The sequence below is a fragment of the Pseudomonas sp. GW821-FHT07G06 genome, from assembly GCF_058986625.1.
Window position 1 is genome coordinate 14066 of sequence record NZ_JBYSVW010000027.1, and the last position, 14748, is coordinate 28813.

General features: G+C 61.2%; 10 protein-coding genes. 1 reads left to right on the forward strand and 9 read right to left on the reverse strand.

Going from position 1 to position 14748, the window contains the following annotated elements; genetic code table 11:
- Positions 1 to 117: 117 nt before the first annotated feature.
- From AC3WJW_RS28620 to AC3WJW_RS28650, 7 genes are all read right to left on the reverse strand, one after another.
- Positions 118 to 1770 (reverse strand): BatD family protein, encoded by a 1653-nt coding sequence (locus tag AC3WJW_RS28620; protein WP_493728347.1) that lies wholly within the window; start codon positions 1768 to 1770, stop codon positions 118 to 120.
- Complete coding sequence (locus AC3WJW_RS28625) at positions 1767 to 3506, reverse strand: tetratricopeptide repeat protein (RefSeq protein ID WP_493728348.1); 1740 nt, start codon at positions 3504 to 3506, stop codon at positions 1767 to 1769. The genes AC3WJW_RS28620 and AC3WJW_RS28625 overlap by 4 nt, the downstream gene beginning before the upstream one ends.
- Positions 3503 to 4585: a vWA domain-containing protein gene (locus AC3WJW_RS28630; RefSeq protein WP_104448341.1), complete on the reverse strand. Its 1083-nt coding sequence runs from the start codon at positions 4583 to 4585 to the stop codon at positions 3503 to 3505. Before AC3WJW_RS28630 ends, AC3WJW_RS28625 begins: the two co-directional genes overlap by 4 nt.
- Complete coding sequence (locus tag AC3WJW_RS28635) at positions 4578 to 5072, reverse strand: DUF4381 domain-containing protein (protein ID WP_007979927.1); 495 nt, start codon at positions 5070 to 5072, stop codon at positions 4578 to 4580. The genes AC3WJW_RS28630 and AC3WJW_RS28635 overlap by 8 nt, the downstream gene beginning before the upstream one ends.
- Complete coding sequence (locus tag AC3WJW_RS28640; protein ID WP_493728349.1) at positions 5069 to 6013, reverse strand: DUF58 domain-containing protein; 945 nt, start codon at positions 6011 to 6013, stop codon at positions 5069 to 5071. The genes AC3WJW_RS28635 and AC3WJW_RS28640 overlap by 4 nt, the downstream gene beginning before the upstream one ends.
- Before the next feature lie 5 nt (positions 6014 to 6018).
- Entirely contained in the window at positions 6019 to 6978 is a 960-nt protein-coding gene (locus AC3WJW_RS28645; protein ID WP_007979923.1) for an AAA family ATPase, read from the reverse strand.
- Between the two features lie 284 nt (positions 6979 to 7262).
- Entirely contained in the window at positions 7263 to 7616 is a 354-nt protein-coding gene (locus AC3WJW_RS28650) for a hypothetical protein (protein ID WP_493728350.1), read from the reverse strand.
- 514 nt (positions 7617 to 8130) lie between these two features.
- Here AC3WJW_RS28650 and AC3WJW_RS28655 point away from each other — a divergent pair.
- Positions 8131 to 13026, forward strand: a complete 4896-nt coding sequence (locus AC3WJW_RS28655) for an NAD-glutamate dehydrogenase (protein ID WP_493728351.1) — start codon at positions 8131 to 8133, stop codon at positions 13024 to 13026.
- Between the two features lie 84 nt (positions 13027 to 13110).
- Here AC3WJW_RS28655 and AC3WJW_RS28660 read toward each other — a convergent pair whose 3' ends face one another.
- Together AC3WJW_RS28660 and AC3WJW_RS28665 are read right to left on the reverse strand one after the other, a co-directional pair.
- Positions 13111 to 13695, reverse strand: a complete 585-nt coding sequence (locus AC3WJW_RS28660; protein WP_493728352.1) for a hypothetical protein — start codon at positions 13693 to 13695, stop codon at positions 13111 to 13113.
- A 240-nt stretch (positions 13696 to 13935) separates the two neighbouring features.
- Positions 13936 to 14646 (reverse strand): ATPase, encoded by a 711-nt coding sequence (locus AC3WJW_RS28665; protein WP_493728353.1) that lies wholly within the window; start codon positions 14644 to 14646, stop codon positions 13936 to 13938.
- Positions 14647 to 14748: the final 102 nt, after the last annotated feature.

A 14748-nucleotide genomic window follows, 5' to 3' on the forward strand; every position in this document is an offset into this window, starting at 1 on the left:
CTGTGGGAGCGAGCTTGCTCGCGAAAGCGTTAGCCCATTCAACAATGATGTGTCTGACGCACCGCATTCGCGAGCAAGCTCGCTCCCACAGGTTGTGCTCTTTGTCTCAAGGGCGAGTTATTTGGGATAAAGCGGCGGCAACCCACTGTCACCAACCGGATCCTGCACCCGTTCGGCCATCGGAATCGCCTTGATCGCCCGCCACAACTCGTCACCTTGCCAGTACTGGCCGGTTTCGCTGTAGAGCGCGCCGTTCAAGCCGTCGAGGGCGTTGGACAGTGGCACGAAGCGGGCGGCCATGTCGGCCAGGGTTTCCGGTTGTTGCCGGGCCCAGGCGTCGAGGGCCTGGCGGGTGGCGTGGGAATCGTTGGCCAGGCAGGCGCGCTTGAGGTCGTCGAGTACGGTGCGCGGGCTCGGGCCGGTTTGGGCGGCGCGCGCCACCGCCGGTTGCCAGCGGCCACGCCACCAGAGGCCGAAGCCGAGCAGGGTGGTGCAGGCCAGGAACAGGGTGCTGAGCTTCCAGCGCCACAGGGCTTCGCTGTCGGCGCCGGCTTCGACCGCAGACGCGCCGGCCGGGGTGTCGACCACCAGGCTCGGGTTGGCCGCCACGTGCAGCGTGCGGGCAGGCAGGCTGCTGTGTTCCAGATGGTCTTCGAAGGTGTTCCACCAGACTACGTCGACGGTGGGCAGTTCGATGGCGCCAGTCCGTGTCGGCACCAGGGCCTCGCGGTCTTCACGGCTGCCGACCAGGCCGCGTTCGCTGTTCTGGTTGCCGAGTACCGGTTGATCCGGGTAGCGGCGCAGTCCGCCGACATCGGTGCCGGGCAGCGGTGGCAGTTGGGTGCTGGACAAGCCCTCGGCCGTCACCGTCAGGCTGCGGGTCAGTGAATCGCCGACCTGGGCGTGGTCCGGCTCCGGGTTCCAGCTTTCGCTCAGGGTCAGGCTGCGCGCAGGCAGCCAGGGGGCATCGGCCGGCCAGGTGATGGGTTTGGCCTTGACCGTCAACAGCAGTTCGGCCGAGGTGACGCGCATCAGCTTGCCGGATTTCGGCCCCTGGGCGGCGCTGTCCTGTACCGGCTGTGCCTCGACCAGCGCAGCGTTGAAGATCTGTGCCGGAATGATCAGTTCGCCACTGTGTTGCGGGTAGATCGCGTAACGCATTTCGATCACGCCGTGGCGCAGGCCATCGATGTCTTTTTCGTAGGTGCGTGATTCGCCCAATTGTTCGATGCGTGCGTCAGGTATCTGCAAGGGTGGCAGGCTGCTGTCGTCGTACAGCGACACCGAGTGGTAGATGCGCAGGGTCAGGACTGCCTGGGCCTGAACGTACACGCTGGTTTGATCGAGGCTGGCATCGATGAACACCGGGGCGCGTTTGTTTGGGGTGTCCGGTGTTTCACTCTCGACCACTTGCAGGGTGATCGGCTGACTCTGCAGTTCGCCCAGTTGCAGGGGCGGAATCACGACGCTGCCGTTTTGCCGCGGCAGGAGGGTGATGATCCAGCGCGTGGCGGCCTGGTTTTCACCGCTGAGGGTGTTCAACTGGTTGACCTGGCGGGTGCCGCGCACTTCGAACAACGGCTCCAGCGGTGTCAGGTCGGGTTTGCCGAACTGGGTCACGTCGGTGGATTCCAGGGTCAGCTCGACCGTCTCGCCTGAGCTCAGGCGACTGCGGTCCACACTGGCGGCCAGCTCTGCAGCCTGTACCTGGACAGTGCAGAACAACAGGCCGTGCAGCAGCGCGAGCAATAAAACGGTGAAGCGGGTCATCGAGTTTTTTCCTGATCCTGATGTTGTTGCTGTTCGTACCAGAATTTTCGCCGCAGCAGCTCACCGGGGTCATCCGGGATCTGCCGCAACCACTGCTCCAGTGCCTGACGCTGTTCACCTTCGATACTGTCGGTGGCAGGACGCAAGGGCGGCGTGGTGTGCTGTTCGTCACCCAACTCGCTGCCAGGCACTTCATTGGCCCCCGGTCTGGGTGGCGACACCGGTGGTTGCTTGGTGTTGGAGTCGGCCGGCGGTTCTTGCGCCTGCGGCTCGCCGTTGTCCGAAGACTGCGATGAAACACCGGGTGGAGTCTGTTGTTGCATGGCCTGGGGTTCATCGCCGGCGGAAGGGGCCGGTTCCGGGGCGGGCGGGCTGTTTTTCTGCTTGAGCAGCTCTTCCACCAGTGCCTTGTTGGTCAGCGCCGGGCGCAAATCCGGTTGACGTTCCAGAGCCTGTTCGTACGCGTCCAGGGCCGCCTCCAGCTCACCGCTTTTGGCCAGGGCATTGCCTCGATTGTAGTGGGCGTGGGCATCGTTGCCTTCTGCGAACCGCTCGGCGGCGCGGGTATAGTCTCCGGCTTCATAGAGCGCCACGCCTTGCCACTGGTGGTCTTCGAAGCGCCGGGCGGCTTCGGCCGGGCGCTTTTGCTTGAGCAGGTGCACGCCTTGTTGGTCGGGACGCAACCACAGGTCGGCGAGGTCGAAGGCGTAGCTCGGTTGAGGCAACGCCAACAGCAGCGGCAGGCACAGCAACCAGCCGCGACGCCCCGCGCAGGCCGCCAGCAACAGGAGAGGTAGCAACAGCCAGTAACCTTGATCGGCCCAGGTGTCCAGGCGCAGGGTCTGACCGTCGTTGCGCAAGTGGCGTGGGCCGTCGAACAGGCCAAGGGCATGCAGGTCACTGTCGTCCAGGCGCGCCTGGCGAAAGCGTCCATCCAGGTCGTTGGCAAAACCTTTCAAGCCTGGCTCGTCCAGGCGCGGCACGAGAATGGCCCCTTGTTCATCCTTGAGGAAACTGCCGTCCTCCTGAGTGATGGGCGAGCCTTCGGCGGTGCCGATGCCAAGCATCAGAAATTGAGTCGATTTGCCGCTGAGCGCGTGACGGATGCCCAGCCGTTCCTGTTCGGTCAAGGACGAACCGATCAGCAGGATCCGGCCGTCGCCCAGCGCCGCTTGTTCGAGCAGCGCCAGGGCCTTGATCACCGCCAGATCGGCGCGATGCCCGGCCTCTGGCATCAACGACGGCTTCAGTGCGTCCAGCAGATTGCGGCTGGTGGACAGATCATCCGACAGCGGTACCAGCGTGTGGGCACTGCCGGCGTAGACGACGATGGCGGTTTGCGCGTCGCTGCGAATCTGCAGCAGATCGAACAGCTTGCGTCGTGCCTGTTCGAGCCGGTTGGGCATGACGTCGGTGGCGAGCATTTCCGGGGTCAGCTCGAGCACCACCACCAGCGGGTCGGCGGGTTTTTGACTGGTCTGCTCGACACGCTGCCAGCCCGGACCGAGCAGGGCGAGCACGGTCAACAGCCACGCGAGACCGAGGGCGATCCAGGGCAGTTTACTGTCACGGCCACTGCCACCACTGAGCAGTGCGGCGTGAAAGGCTGGTGGCAGAATCATTTGCCAGCGCCCGGCGCGCTTCTTGCGGTGCCAGAGTTGCCAGAGCAACCAGCCAAGCACCGGCAGCAATAGCAGCCACCAGGGGCGGAACCAGTACGGCCACAGCACACTCATCGACGCCTCCGCAGGCGCAGGCGTTTGAGACGCTGGCGCCAGTCAGGCAGCAGTTGGGTTTGCAAGAACAGATCCTTGGTAAACAGGCGTTGCAAGGGGTTGTCCGGCCAGAGCACGGGGGCGACCAGCAGCATGCTCAACCATAGCGCCAGGGCCAGTGGCCAGTGGTACAGCGCTTGGGTCGGGCGGGCCTGGGTGGGTTGCTGGGCCACGGGTTCCAGTTGGTCAAGGGTGTCCTTGATTGCCTGCAGCTCTTTGCCGTCGCGAGCACGGAAATACTGGCCACCCGTGGCCTCGGCGATGGCCTTGAGGGACGGTTCGTCCAGGTCCAGGCTCGGATTGACGCCGAGAAAGCCGACCGTGCCGCTTTGTTCCGGATCGGCGCCGATGCCGATCGGGTAGATTTTCACGCCTTCCTTGGCGGCGAGTCGTGCCGCGGTGAGTGGGTCGATTTCACCGCCATTGTTGGCGCCATCGGTCACCAGGATCAGCACGCGGCTGGTGGCCGGACGCAAACGCAGGCGCTTGAGGGCCAAACCGATGGCATCGCCGATGGCGGTGTTTTTCCCGGCGATGCCGATGCGCGCCTCATCGAGCCAGACGCGCACGGTGTGGCGGTCGAAGGTCAGCGGTGCCTGCAGGTAGGCCTGGCTGCCGAACAGGATCAGCCCGACCCGATCACCTTCGCGGCTTTCGAGAAAGTCTCCGAGCAGATGCTGGACCAGTGACAGGCGACTGATGTCTTCGTCCTGCCATTGCATGTCGGGGAAATCCATGGACCCGGAAACATCCACTGCCACCAGCAGGTCACGGCCGCTGGCGGCAATCGGCAGGGGCTCGCCGAGCCACTGCGGACGAGCCGCCGCGACCAGCAGCAACAGCCATAGCAGGATGAACGGTGCCTGCTGGCGCCAGGCGGGCAGGTTGGCCCGGGCGCGTCGCCCGGCGAGGCCTTCCAGGTCGCTGAGGAAGCTGACCTTGAGCGCCGGTTCACCACTGTCGGCCACCGGCAATACGATGCGCATCAGCCACGGCAGCGGCGCAAGGGCAAAAATCCACGGCCAGGCGAATTCAAACATGTTTGCGAATCCACGTATCGACGGCTTGGGTCAGGCCGGCGATGGCCTTGTCGTCGAGTTTGCATTCTGGTTTGTAGGCGCCTTCCACGAGCACCATCCAGCGGGTCAGGCCGGCCGCCGGGCAGCGATTGTCGAGGAACGCCAGCCATTTGCGGCCGTTGAGGGTGTGGCTCTGGCTGTAGGGATAGTGGTTGCGGCACAGACGCTTGAGCAGGCCGTTGAGTTGCTGCAGCCAGGCACCGGCCGGCGCACCGTCGTAAGGCTTGGGCATCAGTGCCAGTTCAGCCAGGGCCGCAAGGCGTACCGGGTCAAGCGGCTGTTCGGCACGTACCACGGGGCGTTTTTGCGGAATGAAGCGACGCAGCTTCCACAGGCCCAGGCCGATCAGTGGGACCACGAGCAGCAGGAGCCACCAACCCGGTGCCGGAGGCCAGAATTCCACCGGTGGCGGGGATATCAGCGGTTGCAGTTGATCAAGGCTGCTCATCGGCCTTTCCCCGGTTTCTGTGGGTTCAGGTACTCGCGCAGTTGCTCGACCATCTCGCTCTGAGTGCTCAACGGCATCATCAGCACCCGTAGCTTCTGCGCGAGCAGTTCCCAGCGGGCGATACGTGCTTCGGCCTGGGCACGGTAAGTCTGGCGCAGTTCGAAATTCAGCGTGTCGAGTTCCAGTTGCGCGCCGCGTTCGGCGAAACGCAACAGGCCGGCGGCGGGCAGGGCATGGTCCAGCGGATCGGACAACGGCAGCAGCAACAGGTCACAGTGGCGCGATAACAGGCTCAGTTGTTGCTCGGCGCTGTCCGAAAGGGCGCGTTCGTCGCAGATCACGATCACCAGGCTGCCAGGGCGCGACACTTCCCGGGCGCGGCGCAGGGCAATGCCAAAGGCGTCGCGGTCCGGCTCGCTTTCGCTGTTGAGCGACTGATTGACCCGCACCAGCCGGTTGAGCAACTGCAGCAGGCTTTGCTTGCTGCGCCGAGGCTTGATTTCGTAGTGCTCGTTGTCGCCATACACCAGCCCGCCGACCCGGTCGTTGTGCCCCAGGGCGGCCCAGCCGATCAGGCTCGCGGCCTGGGCGGCGAGCACCGACTTGAACATCAGGCCCGAACCGAAAAACAGCCGGCGGCTTTGTTCGACCATGATGAAGATCGGTCGCTCACGTTCTTCGTGGAACAGCTTGGTGTGGGGTTCCTGGGTACGGGCAGTCACGCGCCAGTCAATGGTGCGCACATCGTCGCCGGCCTGATAGACCCGCACCTGATCGAAGTCGACGCCACGCCCGCGCAGTTTGGAGTGGTGCAGGCCGATCAGCGGGCTGCGCTGGCTCGGCGTGGAAAAAAGCTGCACTTCGCGTACGCGATGGCGCATCTCGATCAGGTCGGCGAGGCTGACACGGATGCCCGGCTCGGGCGGCAGGCTGGCGTTCATCGGGGTCAAGCGACGGCTACGACGTCGAGAATCCGCTGGACCACCCGGTCCTGATCGATGCCAGCGGCTTCGGCTTCAAAGGAAAGAATGATGCGATGGCGCAACACGTCGAACAGCACGGCCTGGATGTCTTCCGGGCTGACGAAGTCGCGGCCGGCCAGCCAGGCGTGGGCGCGGGCGCAGCGGTCCAGGGCAATCGAACCGCGCGGGCTGGCGCCATAGGCGATCCACTCGGCCATCTCCGGGTCGAACTTGGCCGGGATGCGGGTGGCCATGACCAGCTGCACCAGGTATTCCTCCACGGCGTCGGCCATGTACAAACCGAGGATTTCCTTGCGCGCGGCAAAAATGGCCTGCTGGCTGACCCGGCGTTCGGGCTTGGTTTCGCCGTTGAGCGCTTCGCCACGGGCCTGTTGCAGGATCTTGCGTTCAACGGTTGCGTCCGGGAAGCCGATTTTTACGTGCATCAGGAAGCGGTCGAGCTGGGCTTCAGGCAGCGGATAAGTGCCTTCCTGCTCGATCGGGTTCTGCGTGGCCATCACCAGAAACAGGGGCGACAGCTCGTAGGTGCTGCGCCCGACACTGACCTGGCGCTCGGCCATGGCTTCGAGCAGCGCCGACTGGACCTTGGCCGGGGCGCGGTTGATTTCGTCCGCCAGCACCAGGTTGTGGAAGATCGGGCCTTGCTGGAACACGAAACTGCCGGTTTCCGGGCGGTAGATTTCCGTGCCGGTAATGTCGGCCGGCAACAGGTCAGGGGTGAACTGGATGCGGTGGAACTGGGCTTCGATGCCTTCGGCGAGTTCTTTGATGGCCTTGGTCTTGGCCAGGCCAGGGGCGCCTTCGACCAGCATGTGGCCGTCGGCGAGCAGGGCGATGAGCAAGCGCTCGATGAGTTTTTCCTGGCCGAGAATCTGCGTTGAAAGAAAGGTTCGCAGCGCGAGCAGCGCTTCACGATGTTCCATCGATGACTGTTCCTGCAAAAGGGTGGCCGAGGACGTTCGAAAATGCGCCAGGGCTGGGGGCGTTACTTTAATCCATCGCGGGGGGCGGCGACTAACGGCATTTTGCGCAAAGTGCAGGAAATGGTTGGGGCGATTGTCGAGAATTTGTGCAGGTTGAAGAGGGTGGCGGTCTTTCGGGCCTCTTCGCGAGCAGGCTCGCTCCCACATTTGATCGCATTCTTGCCGGAATAACGCGGTCGACTGTGGGAGCGAGCCTGCTCGCGAAAGCGCCCGCTCAGGCACCATCAAATCTGGCTGATATAGGTGCCAGTACCCTTGAGAATGTTCTGCAGGGTTTCTTCCACTTCGGCCAGATCCGTCATGTCGGCATCAAAGGTGATTTCCAGCACGTCATCCCCATTGAGCGCATCGGCATCTGCCGCCGCAATTTCTATCTTCAGCAGGGAAGGGCTCAGGGTGACCTTCACGCCCTCCAGGGTCGAAGGCTCGCCGTCGAGGGTGATTTCCAGTTCCTCCTCGTCCGGGTAGCGGCTCATCAGGAACATTTCGCCCTGTTCGCTGTGGCAGCAGAGCATGGCCATGTTGTCTTCTTCGTCGTCGCAAGGGTTGACGATCAAAAGGGCGGTTTTCATTTTCATGGGAAATTCCTGGCTCGACGGGCGCGGTAAACGCAACAAGGGGCGATTCTGCCAGCCTGCGCACATTTCTGCTCGTTCGCGTATCAGTGACCGGGTTGTGAACGGGCAGAGTGTTACTGGTCATTTCTGGTACGGATGTCCCGTAAAACCGGATGGATAACCGTCATTTTTCTGTGCGAATGCTAGTGTTGTTCGATGCACATGCCTTGAGCAGCGTGCCGATGACCGAATATGTCGCAGCACCGCAAGCATGGGCCTTGCCGCACTCGTTAAGCTGCGCAACGGATGAGCACCCGTAAAGACATTGCGCTGCACCCGGCCCAGTCGTTTTTGCAGATGCCCATTCACGGAAGGTGAATGTGACCTGAGTGTCTCGTCCAGCTTCACCCACCTGTCACCCTGTTTCCTCTGCCCGAGAATCAGGAACCGGGTGACGGCTAGCTTTGAAACGTAGCCCCGAAAGGGGTTTCGCGCGACGCTTCCATCAATAACAAGCCCAAGCGGAGTACCACAGATGGCGTTCTTCACCGCAGCCAGCAAAGCCGACTTCCAGCACCAACTGCAAGCGGCACTGGCGCAGCACATCAGTGAACAGGCACTGCCACAAGTGGCGCTGTTCGCTGAACAATTCTTCGGCATCATTTCCCTTGACGAGCTGACCCAGCGTCGGTTGTCCGACCTTGCTGGCTGCACCCTTTCTGCATGGCGCCTGCTTGAGCGCTTCGATCACGCGCAACCGCAAGTGCGCGTCTTCAACCCCGATTACGAACGCCACGGCTGGCAGTCGACCCACACCGCGGTCGAAGTGCTGCACCACGACCTGCCATTCCTGGTGGACTCGGTGCGTACCGAGCTGAACCGCCGCGGCTACAGCATCCATACCCTGCAAACCACCGTGCTCAGCGTGCGTCGTGGCAGCAAGGGCGAGTTGCTGGAAATCCTGCCCAAGGGCACCCAGGGCGACGACATTCAGCAAGAATCGCTGATGTACCTGGAAATCGACCGCTGCGCCAACACCGCCGAGCTCAATGTGCTGAGCAAAGAGCTGGAGCAGGTGCTCGGTGAAGTCCGCGTGGCCGTCGGCGATTTCGAGCCGATGAAGGCTAAGGTCCAGGAAATCCTGACCAAGCTGGACAACAGTCAGTTCGCCGTCGATGGCGACGAGAAGAACGAAATCAAGAGCTTCCTGGAATGGCTGGTGGGCAACCACTTCACCTTCCTCGGTTATGAAGAGTTCGTGGTCAGCGACGAAGCCGATGGCGGCCACATCGTCTACGACAAGGACTCCTTCCTCGGCCTGACCAAGCTGCTGCGTGCCGGCCTGACCTACGATGACCTGCGCATCGAAGACTACGCCGTGAACTACCTGCGCGAACCGACCCTGCTGTCGTTCGCCAAGGCCGCGCACCCAAGCCGCGTACACCGCCCGGCTTACCCGGACTACGTGTCGATCCGCGAAATCGACGCCAACGGCAAGGTCATCAAGGAATGCCGTTTCATGGGCCTGTACACCTCGTCGGTGTATGGCGAGAGCGTGCGGGTGATCCCGTACATCCGCCGCAAGGTCGAGGAAATCGAACACCGCTCCGGCTTCCAGGCCAAGGCTCACCTGGGCAAGGAACTGGCGCAGGTGCTCGAAGTGCTGCCGCGCGACGATCTGTTCCAGACCCCGGTGGACGAGCTGTTCAGCACCGTGATGTCGATCGTGCAGATCCAGGAACGCAACAAGATTCGCGTGTTCCTGCGCAAAGACCCGTACGGCCGGTTCTGCTACTGCCTGGCCTACGTGCCGCGCGACATCTACTCCACCGAAGTGCGCCAGAAGATCCAGCAAGTGCTGATGGATCGCCTGAAAGCCACCGACTGCGAGTTCTGGACCTTCTTCTCCGAGTCCGTGCTGGCCCGCGTGCAGCTGATCCTGCGCGTCGACCCGAAAAACCGCCTCGACATCGACCCGCTGCTGCTGGAAAAAGAAGTGGTGCAGGCCTGCCGCAGCTGGCAGGACGACTACGCCGCACTGACCGTCGAGAGCTTCGGTGAAGCCCAGGGCACCAACGTGCTGGCCGATTTCCCGAAAGGCTTCCCGGCCGGTTACCGCGAGCGTTTCGCCGCGCATTCCGCTGTGGTCGACATGCAGCATCTGTTGAGCCTGAGCGACAAAAACCCGCTGGTGATGAGCTTCTATCAGCCGCTGGGCCAGGTCGCCGGTCAGCGCCAGTTGCATTGCAAGCTGTACCACGCCGATACGCCGCTGGCACTGTCCGACGTCCTGCCGATCCTGGAAAACCTCGGTCTGCGCGTGCTGGGTGAGTTCCCGTATCACCTGCGTCACAGCAATGGCCGCGAATTCTGGATTCACGACTTCGCGTTCACCGCCGCCGAAGGCCTGGAACTCGACATCCAGCAGCTCAACGACACGTTGCAGGACGCGTTCGTCCACATCGTGCGTGGCGAGGCCGAGAACGACGCGTTCAACCGCCTCGTACTGACCGCCGGCCTGCCATGGCGTGACGTGGCGCTGCTGCGCGCCTACGCCCGCTACATGAAGCAGATTCGTCTGGGCTTCGACCTGGGCTATATCGCCAGCACCCTGAACAACCACACCGACATCGCTCGCGAGTTGACCCGGTTGTTCAAGACCCGATTCTACCTGGCGCGCAAGCTGACCGGCGATGACCTGGACGACAAGCAACAGCGTCTGGAACACGCGATTCTCAGCGCCCTGGACGACGTCCAGGTACTGAACGAAGACCGCATCCTGCGTCGCTACCTGGACCTGATCAAGGCCACCCTGCGCACCAACTTCTACCAGACCGATGCCAACGGCCATAACAAGTCGTACTTCAGCTTCAAGTTCAACCCGCACTTGATTCCCGAGCTGCCCAAGCCTGTACCGAAGTTCGAAATCTTCGTTTACTCGCCACGCGTCGAAGGCGTGCACCTGCGCTTCGGCAACGTTGCTCGTGGCGGTCTGCGCTGGTCCGACCGTGAAGAAGACTTCCGTACCGAAGTCCTGGGCCTGGTAAAAGCCCAGCAAGTGAAGAACTCGGTGATCGTGCCGGTGGGTGCGAAAGGCGGCTTCCTGCCGCGTCGCCTGCCACTGGGCGGCAGCCGTGACGAGATCGCGGCCGAGGGCATCGCTTGCTACCGCATCTTCATTTCCGGCCTGCTGGACATCACCGACAACCTGAAAGACGGTGCACTGGTACCGCCGGCCAATGTCGTGCGTCATGACAACGACGACCCGTACCTGGTCGTGGCGGCGGACAAGGGCACTGCGACCTTCTCCGACATCGCCAACGGCATCGCCATCGACTACGGCTTCTGGCTGGGTGACGCGTTTGCGTCCGGTGGTTCGGCCGGTTACGACCACAAGAAAATGGGCATCACCGCCAAGGGCGCGTGGGTCGGCGTACAACGCCACTTCCGCGAGCGCGGCATCAATGTCCAGGAAGACAGCATCACCGTTGTGGGCGTCGGCGACATGGCCGGTGACGTGTTCGGTAACGGCTTGTTGATGTCCGACAAGCTGCAACTGGTCGCAGCCTTCAACCACCTGCACATCTTCATCGATCCGAACCCTGAGCCGGCGTCGAGCTTCGCCGAGCGTCAACGCCTGTTCGACCTGCCGCGTTCGGCCTGGTCGGACTACGACACCAGCATCATGTCCGAAGGCGGCGGTATCTTCTCGCGCAGCGCGAAGAGCATCGCGATTTCCGAGCAGATGAAAGAGCGCTTCGACATCGAGGCCGACAAGCTGACCCCGACCGAACTGCTGAACGCCTTGCTCAAGGCACCGGTGGATCTGCTGTGGAACGGCGGTATCGGTACCTACGTCAAGGCCAGCAGCGAAAGCCACGCCGATGTCGGCGACAAGGCCAACGATGCACTGCGCGTGAACGGCAACGAACTGCGCTGCAAAGTCGTGGGCGAGGGCGGCAACCTGGGCATGACCCAACTGGGGCGTGTGGAGTTCGGTCTCAATGGCGGCGGTTCCAACACCGACTTCATCGACAACGCCGGTGGTGTGGACTGCTCCGACCACGAAGTGAACATCAAGATCCTGCTGAACGAAGTGGTTCAGGCCGGCGACATGACCGACAAGCAACGTAACCAGTTGCTGGCGAGCATGACCGACGAAGTCGGTGGTCTGGTGCTGGGCAACAACTACAAGCAGACCCAGGCCCTGTCCCTGGCAGCCCGTCGCGCCTTGCCGCGGATTGCCGAATACAAGCGCCTGATGAATGACCTGGAAGGCCGTGGCAAGCTGGATCGTGCCATCGAGTTCCTGCCGTCGGAAGAAGCGATCAACGAGCGTATCGCGCAAGGCCATGGCCTGACCCGTGCCGAGCTGTCGGTGCTGATCTCCTACAGCAAGATCGACCTCAAGGAGCAGCTGCTGGGCTCCCTGGTGCCGGACGACGACTACCTGACCCGCGACATGGAAACCGCTTTCCCGCCAACCCTGGTGAGCAAGTTCTCCGTGGCCATGCGCCGTCACCGCCTGAAGCGCGAAATCGTCAGCACCCAGATCGCCAACGACCTGGTCAACCACATGGGCATCACCTTCGTTCAACGACTCAAAGAGTCGACCGGCATGAGCCCGGCGAACGTGGCCGGCGCCTACGTGATCGTGCGTGACATTTTCCATCTCCCGCACTGGTTCCGTCAGATCGAAAACCTGGACTACCAGGTTTCGGCCGACGTGCAACTGGAGCTGATGGACGAGCTGATGCGCCTGGGCCGTCGCGCTACGCGCTGGTTCCTGCGTGCCCGTCGCAACGAGCAGAACGCTGCCCGTGACGTCGCGCACTTTGGACCGCACTTGAAAGAGTTGGGCCTGAAGCTCGACGAGCTGCTCAGTGGCGAGATCCGTGAAACCTGGCAGCGCCGTTATCAGGCCTATGTCGAAGCCGGTGTGCCGGAGTTGCTGGCGCGTATGGTGGCGGGTACCTCGCACCTGTACACCCTGCTGCCGATCATCGAGGCTTCCGACGTGACCGGCCAGGATCCGGCTGAGGTGGCCAAGGCGTACTTCGCCGTGGGCAGCGCGCTGGACATCACCTGGTACATGCAACAGATCAGCGCTCTGCCGGTTGAAAACAACTGGCAGGCCCTGGCCCGTGAAGCGTTCCGCGATGACGTCGACTGGCAGCAACGGGCGATCACCATCTCGGTCCTGCAACAGGGCGACGGCACCCAGGACGTGGAAACACGGCTTTCCCTGTGGATGGCGCAGCACGAAGGCATGATCGAACGCTGGCGCGCGATGCTGGTGGAAATCCGTGCCGCCAGCGGCACCGATTACGCCATGTACGCGGTGGCCAACCGCGAACTGCTGGACCTGGCGTTGAGCGGTCAAGCGGCAGTGCCTGCCGCTGTCGCCGCCGAGCTGGAACCGGCGGCCTGATCAGGCGTTGAATGAAAAAGCCCCGCATCGAAAGATGCGGGGCTTTTTTTGTTTTATTGGGTCAAATCACCAGACACTGTTTTTTCAAGTGTAGGGCGTAGTGCTTCGAGGGGTGGCCACATTTCTTTCAAGAATTTGCAGTTTGAACAAAACCTGATCACCCATTTGGTCGTGGAAGCAATAACGATTCACTTGCCCACCCCATAGGTTTTTTTTGATAACGCCTGCATTGCGTGCCTGTAAGTAAACTGTTTGGTTGTCGCTGTTGAAATCATCGAGCGTGACAGTCTTGAAATTGTTATTCAGTAAGTTAAAAGAAGTCGTATCACCTCCCGCTGCGGGAAGCGCTCCGAGGTAACCTTGGATGCTCTTGCTGAAGTACATGTTGTAGTAGTATTTGCTTAAAATTTGCAGGTTGTAATAGTCGTCATAGCACCTGAAATGAACCACTATCCCTATGCTGTCTTTATTTTTAGAGGTGACGGCCAAACTTACCATTTCCTGTAAATCATCGAGGTAGATTTCTGCGGTCGTAATTAAGTGTTTGTACGGGCGTTTTGTATCGTCATGCTGAAAATGCCTGTTGCTTAATACACTTTCGAAAAAAGTCATGGCGGTCCCTTCACAAGTCAGGCGCGCTATGAAGGATCTTTCCTGGTCTTTGTCCATATATAAATCCATTATTTAAAGTTGAAAAAGGTGGCTGTTCCGTGCCGAACTTAAAATAACGTTAATTGTTGTATTTGACCTTGGTTGATTGTTTCGCAGTGCTACACAGCCCGCTCCCATATCCTGATCTACTATGGGAGCGAGCTGGCCCGTGCCTTTAGGCATCAGAAAGTCTGGGGGGCGATAACCCAGCGCGAGCAAATCCTTGAAGTCCTGTTTGCTCGCGCTGATGCCTGGCTGTCAGTAGCGGTTTTGCTCTGGCGTGTTGTCAATCATCGAGAGGTTACTTGTAGGTGTGGACAGCAAATTATTGAGCGACTGGTCAAATTTCTGCAGCGCCCGGACTTGCACATTCTGTTGTTCATTAATGTCGGCAACGATCTCTTCGCTACGTTTGTAGTCCGCCCACACGGGACTGAGTGCTTTGGCGTCATGCCCTTGTGCAGTGCCGAGATAGTTAAAATTCTTGTCGTAAAAATCCGCACTGACATCCGACTGGATGTCTGAACTGCGCGATGTAATCAGTTGGCTACGGGTGTCGACCACCGCCATCACGTCCGGTTTCGCCGCCCTGAGGCTCTGCATGTCCGGATACACGGTCACCGAGCCGAATTGCCGCTGCAGGGAGGCCTTGACCCAATCCACCGCCATGTCCGGCCTGGAAGTGGCTACATAGGCGTCATGAATCGGCTGCACCAGCAGGCTCTGGCCGAAACCGGTGCCGGCGTTGGCCTGGTAGTCCCGCAGATAGGCACGGTTCGTCTGGGTATTCTGGCTGTAGACGATGCCCAACGAGACATCGCTGCCGTTGGTAATCAGGGTGGCACCGCTGCGGCCTACCGGTTCGGTGAAAATGCCATTGAGCGAAGAGACCGCCGTGGGCGCGGTAGGGATCGAGCAACCGGTTAAGACAACCGTTATGGTCAGCGTACTGACAAGTGCAAGTTTCATGGTGTTTCTCCAGTGAAACAATTCAGTCGAAAGTTGAAGCTGCCGGTGCTGTACCGGCGGTGACTAAAGACTAAACCTTGGATGTTTTATTTAAATAGCCAA

Coding starts and splice junctions, on each gene's coding strand:
- AC3WJW_RS28620 (WP_493728347.1), bottom strand. CDS start 1,770: ATGACCCGCTTCACCGTTTTATTGCTCGCGCTGCTGCACGGCCTGTTG.
- AC3WJW_RS28625 (WP_493728348.1), bottom strand. CDS start 3,506: ATGAGTGTGCTGTGGCCGTACTGGTTCCGCCCCTGGTGGCTGCTATTG.
- AC3WJW_RS28630 (WP_104448341.1), bottom strand. CDS start 4,585: ATGTTTGAATTCGCCTGGCCGTGGATTTTTGCCCTTGCGCCGCTGCCG.
- AC3WJW_RS28635 (WP_007979927.1), bottom strand. CDS start 5,072: ATGAGCAGCCTTGATCAACTGCAACCGCTGATATCCCCGCCACCGGTG.
- AC3WJW_RS28640 (WP_493728349.1), bottom strand. CDS start 6,013: ATGAACGCCAGCCTGCCGCCCGAGCCGGGCATCCGTGTCAGCCTCGCC.
- AC3WJW_RS28645 (WP_007979923.1), bottom strand. CDS start 6,978: ATGGAACATCGTGAAGCGCTGCTCGCGCTGCGAACCTTTCTTTCAACG.
- AC3WJW_RS28650 (WP_493728350.1), bottom strand. CDS start 7,616: ATGAAAATGAAAACCGCCCTTTTGATCGTCAACCCTTGCGACGACGAA.
- AC3WJW_RS28655 (WP_493728351.1), top strand. CDS start 8,131: ATGGCGTTCTTCACCGCAGCCAGCAAAGCCGACTTCCAGCACCAACTG.
- AC3WJW_RS28660 (WP_493728352.1), bottom strand. CDS start 13,695: ATGGACAAAGACCAGGAAAGATCCTTCATAGCGCGCCTGACTTGTGAA.
- AC3WJW_RS28665 (WP_493728353.1), bottom strand. CDS start 14,646: ATGAAACTTGCACTTGTCAGTACGCTGACCATAACGGTTGTCTTAACC.